This is a genomic window from Microbacterium sp. H6, from assembly GCF_003314775.1.
Lineage (GTDB): Bacteria > Actinomycetota > Actinomycetes > Actinomycetales > Microbacteriaceae > Microbacterium > Microbacterium oxydans.
The window spans coordinates 1-8,533 of record NZ_QOAY01000003.1 but is presented as its reverse complement, the minus strand read 5'-3'; the positions used below and the strand labels follow the sequence as shown (position 1 = coordinate 8,533).

At 69.8% G+C, this 8,533-nt stretch carries 8 protein-coding genes and 1 pseudogene; all 9 read left to right on the top strand.

Annotated features, from left to right (window positions below):
- The first annotated feature begins 84 nt into the window (after positions 1-84).
- Positions 85-1,086, top strand: coding sequence for a permease prefix domain 1-containing protein (locus tag DSP71_RS00085; RefSeq protein ID WP_113680061.1), 1,002 nt, complete (start codon positions 85-87; stop codon positions 1,084-1,086).
- Between the two features lie 10 nt (positions 1,087-1,096).
- Positions 1,097-2,017, top strand: coding sequence for a 1,4-dihydroxy-2-naphthoyl-CoA synthase (locus DSP71_RS00080; RefSeq protein ID WP_046747434.1), 921 nt, complete (start codon positions 1,097-1,099; stop codon positions 2,015-2,017).
- A 31-nt stretch (positions 2,018-2,048) separates the two neighbouring features.
- On the top strand, positions 2,049-3,203 hold the full coding sequence (locus DSP71_RS00075; RefSeq protein WP_113680060.1) for an AMP-binding protein: 1,155 nt from the start codon (positions 2,049-2,051) through the stop codon (positions 3,201-3,203).
- Positions 3,204-3,247: 44 nt separating this feature from the next.
- On the top strand, positions 3,248-4,039 hold the full coding sequence (locus tag DSP71_RS00070; RefSeq protein WP_046747327.1) for a class I SAM-dependent methyltransferase: 792 nt from the start codon (positions 3,248-3,250) through the stop codon (positions 4,037-4,039).
- A 61-nt stretch (positions 4,040-4,100) separates the two neighbouring features.
- The gene (locus DSP71_RS00065) at positions 4,101-5,279 is read left to right on the top strand and encodes a sensor histidine kinase (RefSeq protein WP_113680059.1); all 1,179 of its coding nucleotides are present in this window, start codon (positions 4,101-4,103) and stop codon (positions 5,277-5,279) included.
- Positions 5,276-5,911, top strand: a complete 636-nt coding sequence (locus DSP71_RS00060; RefSeq protein ID WP_061017172.1) for a response regulator transcription factor — start codon at positions 5,276-5,278, stop codon at positions 5,909-5,911. The genes DSP71_RS00065 and DSP71_RS00060 overlap by 4 nt, the downstream gene beginning before the upstream one ends.
- Positions 5,912-6,055: 144 nt before the next feature.
- Positions 6,056-6,817, top strand: a complete 762-nt coding sequence (locus DSP71_RS00055) for an ABC transporter ATP-binding protein (protein ID WP_046747330.1) — start codon at positions 6,056-6,058, stop codon at positions 6,815-6,817.
- Positions 6,814-8,274 carry an ABC transporter permease gene (locus DSP71_RS00050; RefSeq protein ID WP_113680058.1) on the top strand — a complete coding sequence of 487 codons (1,461 nt, stop codon included), beginning with the start codon at positions 6,814-6,816 and terminating at the stop codon, positions 8,272-8,274. The genes DSP71_RS00055 and DSP71_RS00050 overlap by 4 nt, the downstream gene beginning before the upstream one ends.
- An 18-nt stretch (positions 8,275-8,292) precedes the next feature.
- Positions 8,293-8,533: pseudogene (locus DSP71_RS00045) on the top strand (phosphosulfolactate phosphohydrolase); the annotation flags it as partial.

Here is an 8,533-nt window from a genome sequence, read left to right as displayed (position 1 = left end):
GCGTCCGCCTCGCCGACGCCCTCACCGACGAATGGCGGTCGCTCACGGCGGCGATCGCGTCCCTCACCTCAGAGGAGAACTGACATGACCACCACTCTCACCGAACGCTACGTCAGCGCCACGATCCGCAGTCTGCCGCCGGAAGCGCAGGCGGATGTCCGTGCCGAGCTCGAAGCCTCCATCGCCGACGCGGTCGAGGCGCGCGTGGAGCAGGGAGAAGCGCCCGAGGATGCCGAACGCGCGGTACTCACCGAGCTCGGCGATCCCGGCGCTCTCGCGGCAGGCTATGCCGACCGCCCCCTGTACCTGATCGGGCCCCGTTACTACCTCACCTGGTGGCGTCTGCTGATCCTGCTGCTCAAGTTCGTCCCTGTCAGCGTTTTCGCCGCCGTCGCGCTGGGCCTGACGATCTCCGCGGCCCCGATCGGGGAGATCATGTCCACGTCGCTCCTCGCCACCGGCGGCACGATTCTCCACCTGTGCTTCTGGACCACCCTGGTCTTCGTGATCCTGGAGCGAGCCGGTACCGACACCGGGGTGAGATGGGATGTCGATCAGCTTCCCGAGCCGACCGACGACGGGGTGGGCCGCAGCGAGCTGATCGCCTCGCTGGTGTTCCTCGGCATCAGTGTCGGAGCGCTGTTCTGGGACCGCTTCCGCGGTTTCGTCCAGGTGGACGGTGAGGCGCTGCCGATCCTGAACCCCCAGCTGTGGCCGTGGGGGATCGGCGTTCTGTTCGTGCTGATCGCGGCGGAGGTCGTGTTCGCCTTGGTGCTCCACCGGCGGCGGCGATGGAGCATCGGTCTCGCCGTGGCGAACACGGTGCTGGCCCTGGCCTTCCTCGCCTGGGTCGTGAGCCTGCTGCTGACGGATCAGCTCGTGAACCCCGAGTTCCTCGCACAGATCGCGACGGCCGGTGGCGAGGGTTTCGCCGCCGGTCAGGCGGAATCGGCCGACGAAGGCGGGGTGTTCAGGATCCTCGCCGTGCTGCTCGGATTCGGCGTCGCGATCGGGGTCGGGTGGGACATCGTCGACGGCTGGCTCAAGACCGCCCGCGCGAACAGACGACCGGAGCAACAGGAATAGGGTGGATGCCGTGACCGATGCCTTCGTCTCCGACCTGTTCGACCCGGCCGAATGGGTGCTCGCGCCCGGCGCCGAGGACTACACCGACATCACCGCGCATGTCTCGCGGGACGGCGGAGTCGCGCGCATCGCCTTCAACCGGCCGGAGGTGCGCAACGCCTTCCGTCCGCACACGGTCGACGAGCTCTACCGTGCCCTCGACATCGCCCGACAGGATGCGCGCATCGGTGCGGTGCTGCTCACGGGAAACGGACCGAGCCCGAAGGACGGCGGCTGGGCGTTCTGCTCCGGTGGCGACCAGCGCATCCGCGGTCGCGATGGATACAAGTACTCCGACGCCGAGACGGCGATCGTCGACGGGGCGAGCCGCGCGGCGGTCGGTCGACTCCACATCCTCGAGGTGCAGCGGCTCATCCGCTTCATGCCGAAGGTCGTCATCGCGGTGGTGCCGGGGTGGGCGGCCGGCGGCGGCCACTCCCTGCATGTGGTGTGCGACCTCACGATCGCCTCGGCGGAAGAGGCGCGTTTCAAGCAGACGGATGCGGACGTCGGCAGCTTCGACGCCGGATACGGCTCTGCATACATGGCGCGTCAGACCGGACAGAAGTTCGCCAGAGAGGTGTTCTTCCTGGCGGAGGAGTACTCCGCACAGCGCGCGTACGAGGCCGGTGCGGTCAACCGCGTCGTGCCGCACGTCGACCTCGAACGCGAGGCGCTGAAGATGGCGCGCACCGTGTTGACCAAGTCCCCGACCGCCATCCGGATGCTGAAGTTCGCCTTCAACGCGGTCGATGACGGTCTCGTCGGCCAGCAGGTCTTCGCCGGCGAGGCCACTCGCCTCGCCTACGGCACCGACGAGGCCGTCGAGGGGCGCGACTCCTTCCTCGAGAAGCGCGACCCCGACTGGTCGTCCTTCCCCTGGCACTACTGAGTCCGTCGGTCCCACAGAGTCGGAGACACGCATGACCGCCCTGATCCCCACAGATGCCGAAGACCCGGTTCTGCTGCGGGAGGCCCTGCAGCGGGCGCTCGACGGCGGCCCCGCTCTGGGGCTGGGGATGGTGGCCGATGCCCCGGAGAACGTAGCGGACGCACTCGCGGCGGTGATCGCGACGTCGGGATCGAGCGGCATCCCGAAGCGCGTCGCCCTGAGCGGTGAGGCGCTGAGGGCGAGCGCAGAGGCGACGGCGGCACGGATCGGCAGCGGCCGCTGGCTGCTCGCACTGCCCGCCGGCTACGTCGCCGGGCTCCAGGTGCTCGTGCGGTCGATCCTCGCGGGTACGCAGCCCACACGGATCGAGGGGCGATTCTCGCCGCAGGTCTTCGCCGAGGCGACGTACGAGATGATGCGGCCGTCGTCGAGCACGGGGATGCCCGACCTGTACACCTCGCTCGTGCCCGCCCAGGTCTCGACGCTGCTCGACGCCGCGGACGAGACGTCGGTCCGTGCGGCCTTGACGGCGTATCGGGCGATCCTCGTGGGCGGCCAGTCTCTTCCCGAGCCGCTGCGCGAGCGAGCAGCCGACCTCGGGGTGCGACTGGTGCGCACCTACGGTTCGACCGAGACCAGCGGGGGATGCGTCTACGACGGCGTACCGCTCGACACGGTCGGCGTCCGCACGGTGGACGGAGAGCTGCGCATCGCCGGGCCCATGCTCGCCGAAGGATACCTGGGAGATGCGGCACTGACCGCGCGCACCTTCGTGCGTGATGAGCACGGCATCCGCTGGTACCGCACCGGCGACCTCGGCCTCGTCGAAGACGGCACCGTGCGCGTGCACGGCCGGGCCGACAACGTGATCGTCTCCGGCGGCATCAACATCTCCCTCGACCGTGTGGAGCGGGTCGTCCGCCGCGTCCCCGGTCTCCACGAGGCCGTGGTGGTCGGCGTGGAGGATGAGCGGTGGGGCGAGGCATCCGTGATCGTGGCGGCGCGGGGGGAGGTGCTCCGGCGCAGCGAGTCCGAGCAGCTCGCGCACGCCCGGGGCGCGGTCGAGGAAGAGCTCGGCAAGCATGCCAGGCCTGCACGGTTGATCGTGGTCGACGAGATCGACGTGCTGTCCTCGGGCAAGCCCGACCGCGAGTCCCTCCGACGGATGGTCGCCGAGCTGCGCTGAGGCGTGCCACGACCGGTCTCGAAGGGCTCTGCCAGACTGACCCCATGGCCTCGTACACGCATGGACACCACGAAACCGTCCTCCGCTCGCACAACGTCCGCGACATCGCGAACTCCGCCGAGTACCTCCGTCCGCACCTCGGGGCCAGCACACGACTTCTCGACGTGGGCGCAGGTCCTGGGAGCATCACGGTCGACTTCGCCGGCATCGTGGCGCACGTGACAGCGACGGAGATCGACGAGAACGCCCTGTCCCTCTCGGAGCGGCTCGCCGCCGATCGCGGCCTCACGAACCTGTCGTTCTCCGTCGAAGACGTGCACGCGCTGAGCTTTCCCGACGAATCCTTCGACGTCGTGCACGCGCACCAGGTGCTCCAGCACGTCGGCGACCCCGTGCAGGCTCTGCGCGAGATGCGCCGCGTCACGGTTCCGGGCGGTGTCGTCGCCGCACGCGATGCCGACTACGCGGGCTTCGTGTGGTTCCCCGTACTGCCGGAGCTCGACCGGTGGCTCGCGCTGTATCGCGCCGCGGCCAGGGCCAACGGCGGAGAGCCGGATGCGGGACGACGGCTGTTGGCCTGGGCACGCGCTGCGGGCTTCACCGACATCTCGGCGACGGCGTCGACCTGGTGCTACGCGTCTCCGGAAGAGCGGGCTTGGTGGGGCGGCATGTGGGCCGACCGCATCCTCGAATCCGCGCTCGCACGGCAGCTCGTCGACAGCGACATGGCGACGCCCGCTGATCTACAGGAGATCAGCGACGCCTGGAAGCGCTGGGCCGATGACGGCGACGGCTGGTACCTGGTGCCGCACGGCGAGATCGTCGCACGCGCCTGACCCGGCACGGATACATCCCTCGACGGATGCCCACGCGCAGACGCTCGCGTAGCGTGGGGGAGTGATCCGCCCGCTCTCCCGCACCGCGCTGATCCTCGACATCGTCGGGGCGGCGTTGCTCTTCCTCGTGCTCGCACCGATGTCGCTGGTGTTCTACGGGCCCGTCACGGACAACCCGGCCGTCGGCGGCGCGGCGATCGTGATCCTCGTCTTCGCGAGCGTGCTCATGTCCGGCGCCGTCGCCATCGGACGGCTCGCGCCCGGATGGGCGTTGGCCACAGCCTGGGCCGGCGCCGTGCTGCAGATGATCGCCGGTTTCGGGCCACTGCCGATCGACGTCGCGATCCTGCTGGTGCTGTACGCGACCTCCGCCTGGGGGACGCGCCGGGTGCTCTGGTGGGGATTCGGTTCAGCGCTCTTCGGCGGTCTCGTGGCCGCCGTATTCATGGTGATCGTCAACGGTGTGGCGTTCGGAACCGGCGACGGATGGCAGAAGATCACCACGGGGACGCTGCTCCTCGTGCTCTCGGTCATGGCGCTCGGCTTCGCCTGGGTGTGCGGCCTGCTGTGGCGTGTCGTGCTGCGCGCGCGCCGAACGAGGTCGGCCCAGCTGCAGGCCGAGTCCCTCGCCGCCGAGGAGCAGGAACGGGTGCGCATCGCGCGCGACATGCATGACGTCGTCGCGCATTCGCTGGCCGTGGTGATCGCCCAGGCGGACGGTGCCAGGTACGCGGCCGCGGTGCAGCCCGAAGTGGCGACCGAGGCTCTCGGCACCATCGCCCAGACCGCGCGCGGAGCTCTGAGCGACGTACGGATGCTGCTCACGCAGTTGCGGCATCGACAGGGCGACGGTCCGCAGCCGACGCTCGCCGACCTCGAGGCGCTGTTCGCGCAGGTGCGGCAGGCCGGGATCGAGCCGCGCGTCACCGTGGATCCGATGCCGCCGGGGGAGCCGCCCGCCGCGATCCAGCTCGCCGTGTACCGCATCCTCCAGGAGGCGCTCACGAACGCGATCCGCCACGGAGACGGCGCGGTCGACGTGCACATCGCCTGGCTTCCCGACCGCGTCGACGTCGATGTGCGGAACACGGTCGCGAGCGAGGCGACCTCCGTCCCCGGCGGACACGGGCTCATCGGCATGCGTGAGCGTGCGCAGCTCGTCGGCGGTAGTCTGCAAGCCGAGCGCAGAGGGGCACAGTTCGTTGTCCACGCCACGCTCCCGATCGGAGTCTCCGAATGATCAGAGTCGTGCTCGTCGACGACCAGGCGCTCTTCCGTGCCGGAATCCGGATGCTCATCGCGTCACAGCCCGACCTCGAGGTGGTCGGCGAAGCCGGCAACGGCCAGGAGGCGATCGACGTCGTCCGCACGACCCGCCCCGACGTGGTGATGATGGACATCCGGATGCCGGTGATGGACGGGCTCACGGCGACTGCGGAGATCCTGGCCCGCCCTGATGCCCCGCGCGTCGTCATGCTCACCACGTTCGATCTGGATGAGGCAGCGGCGAGGGCGATCCGGCAGGGCGCGAGCGGATTCCTCCTCAAGGACGCCGACCCCGAGTTCCTGCTCGCGGCGATCCGCACGGTGCACTCCGGGTCGAGCGTGATCGCTGCTTCGGCGACCCGCGATCTCTTCGAGCACTTCGCCGAGGCTCCCAAACCCGTTCCGCCGCAGTATGCCGACCTGACGGACCGGGAGAGGGAGATCTTCGCGCTCGCGGCCCGAGGGCTGTCGAATGCCGAGATCGCGAGCCGGGAGTACCTGAGCGAGGCGACGGTGAAGACGCACATCAGCAGGATCCTCAGCAAGCTGGCGCTGCGCGACCGGGTGCAGCTCGTGGTGTTCGCCTTCGAGCACGGCCTCGCCTGACGCAGACATCCCCTGACGCACGTCTCGCCTGACGCACGTCTGGCCTGACGCACGCCTGGGTGGGACGGGATCATCCTTGCGATGTATGCCGATGCGCCCCGCGGGCGATGACCCGCCACGGGCGGCGGAAATAGCGTCGGAGACATGGAGATCACGACCACCGACCTGGGGCTCGCCGCCCGCGTCCAGCACCTGAAGAAGACCTACGGCTCCGGCGAGGGCACCGTCCACGCGCTGGACGACGTCAGCGTGGGCATCCGCCGCGGGCAGTTCACCGCCATCATGGGGCCTTCGGGTTCCGGCAAGTCGACCCTGATGCACATCATGGCGGGACTCGACAGCCCGACCGAGGGACGCGCGTGGATCGGCGACACCGAGATCACCGGCCTGGGCGACATCGACCTCACCATCCTGCGGCGTCGCCGGGTCGGCTTCATCTTCCAGGCCTTCAACCTCGTCCCGACGCTCGACACCCTCGGCAACATCATGCTCCCGTTCGAGCTCGACGGTCGCCGTCCGAGTGCGATCGAGCGCGCGCGCATCGACGGGCTCGTCGAGACGCTCGGCCTGGGCTCGCGGCTCTCCCACCGTCCGCACCAGTTGTCCGGCGGTCAGCAGCAGCGTGTCGCCATCGCCCGCGCCCTCGCCACGGCACCCGACCTCGTGTTCGCCGATGAGCCCACCGGCAACCTCGACTCGAAGACCGGCCGTGAGGTGCTGCGCCTGCTCGCCACCGCGAGCCGCGAGCACGGGCAGTCGATCGCGATGGTCACGCACGACGCGATCGCCGCCAGCCACGCCGACCGCGTGCTCTACCTCGGCGACGGACGCATCGTCGCCGACCACCCCCGTCAGACCGCTGAGGAGATCTCGGCCTACATGCTCGCCGCGGAGGTGGCCGCATGAGCGCCGTCGCCACGGTCGTCCCCGAGACTCGGGCGACCGGACCCCGACTCGCGTGGTTGCGCGACCGCGGGATGGGGGCCAGCATCCTGGTCGCGGCACTGTCCGCGGCGTTCGGCGTGCTCCTCGTGGAGATCACCGCCTACATCGGCGCCGTGCTGCAGAACGATCCGTTCATCGGCGACAGCGAGACTCTCGCCTTCGTCGTCGCCCTGCTCTCCGTCCTGTTGACCGTCGTCGCGATGTACGTCGCGGCCATCGTCACCGCCAACACCTTCTCGACGATCATCGCCGGTCGTACGCGGCAGATCGCGCTCATGCGCCTGATCGGTGCGACCGCGCGCTCCCAGCGCGCCGAGGTCGGCAGGCAGGGACTCGTCGTCGGACTCCTCGGAGCAGCGATCGGTCTGCTGGTCGGGATCGGGCTCGCGGCCGTCGGAGTGCAGATCGGCGGGCAGCTGATCACCAATGCCCCGTCCGATTTCTCCCTCGCTCAGCCCTTCGTGGCGCTTCCGGCGATCGGCGTGGCCCTCACGACATGGGCGGCGGCGTGGGCCGGTTCCCGACGCGTGCTCGCGGTGACCCCGCTGCAGTCGCTGGGCGGTTCGGTCGAGCGCACCCTCGACGAGGTCTCCGGCAAGCCGGGCCGGCACATCGGCGCCTGGGTGCTGCTCATCGCCGGTGCGCTGCTCCTGGTCGGCGGGATTCTGGTGGGGCTCATGACGCCGCTCGGCGTCGTCGTGGCGTTCGTCGGCGGTGTGCTCTCGTTCACCGGCCTCGCTCTCGGATCCGTGCTGTTCATGCCGCCCGTGCTGCGTCTGGTCGGCCGGATGTTCGGGTCGAGCGCCACCGCTCGCCTCGCCGCCGAGAACGCGCTGCGCTACCCCGAGCGTTCGTCGCGGATGGCGATCGGCGTGGTGATGGGTGTGACCCTGGTGACGATGTTCGCCGTGGCCCTGGAATCGGCCAAGGCGTTGATGATGAGCCAGTCGACGGGAGAGGTCCCTCCGGAGTTCTTCGCCCCGATGGACGCTTTCGCGGCGGTGATGATGGTGCTGGTCGCCGTCTCCGCGGTGATCGCCGCTGTCGGCCTCGTGAACCTCCTCACGATCGGAGTGGTGCAGCGACGCAGGGAGCTCGGACTGCTGCGCTCGATCGGTCTGTCGAATCGCCAGGTGCGACGGATGGTGCTGCTCGAAGCCACGCACATCACGGTCGCGGCGACTCTGACGGGCCTCGTGCTCGGGGTCGTGTACGGCTGGATCGCCGCGCAGTCGCTGCTCGGTTCGGTGCCGACGTTGCCGGACTTCACGCCGGCGGGGCTCGTCGCGCCCCAGATCCCGTGGGTTCCCGTGGTCATCATCGTCGTCGCGACGGCGGTGCTCGCGCTGGTGGCGGCCGCGACGCCGACGCGACTGGCGACCAGGGTGGCCCCGGTCGAGGCTCTCGCAGCCGACTGACGCCTCTAGGCTGGTCGGGTGCCGTCGCCGTTCGATCAGTCCACGTATCAGGTCCGCCTCGACTGGGGGACAGCAGGTCTCGACCGGCTCGCCGGCGCCGACGTCGTCGTGGTCGTCGATGTGCTGAGGTTCTCCTCGATCGTCGTCGACGCCGTCGCGTCCGGCGCCGAGGTCGGTGTGGCCGAGGCGGAGACCTGGTCGCGCAACGGCGCGGCGGTCGCGGTCGCGGCCTCCCGCGGATCGACGGTGCTCGTGGGAA

Coding starts and splice junctions, on each gene's coding strand:
- DSP71_RS00060 (WP_061017172.1), top strand. CDS start 5,276: ATGATCAGAGTCGTGCTCGTCGACGACCAGGCGCTCTTCCGTGCCGGA.
- DSP71_RS00085 (WP_113680061.1), top strand. CDS start 85: ATGACCACCACTCTCACCGAACGCTACGTCAGCGCCACGATCCGCAGT.
- DSP71_RS00055 (WP_046747330.1), top strand. CDS start 6,056: ATGGAGATCACGACCACCGACCTGGGGCTCGCCGCCCGCGTCCAGCAC.
- DSP71_RS00070 (WP_046747327.1), top strand. CDS start 3,248: ATGGCCTCGTACACGCATGGACACCACGAAACCGTCCTCCGCTCGCAC.
- DSP71_RS00050 (WP_113680058.1), top strand. CDS start 6,814: ATGAGCGCCGTCGCCACGGTCGTCCCCGAGACTCGGGCGACCGGACCC.
- DSP71_RS00075 (WP_113680060.1), top strand. CDS start 2,049: ATGACCGCCCTGATCCCCACAGATGCCGAAGACCCGGTTCTGCTGCGG.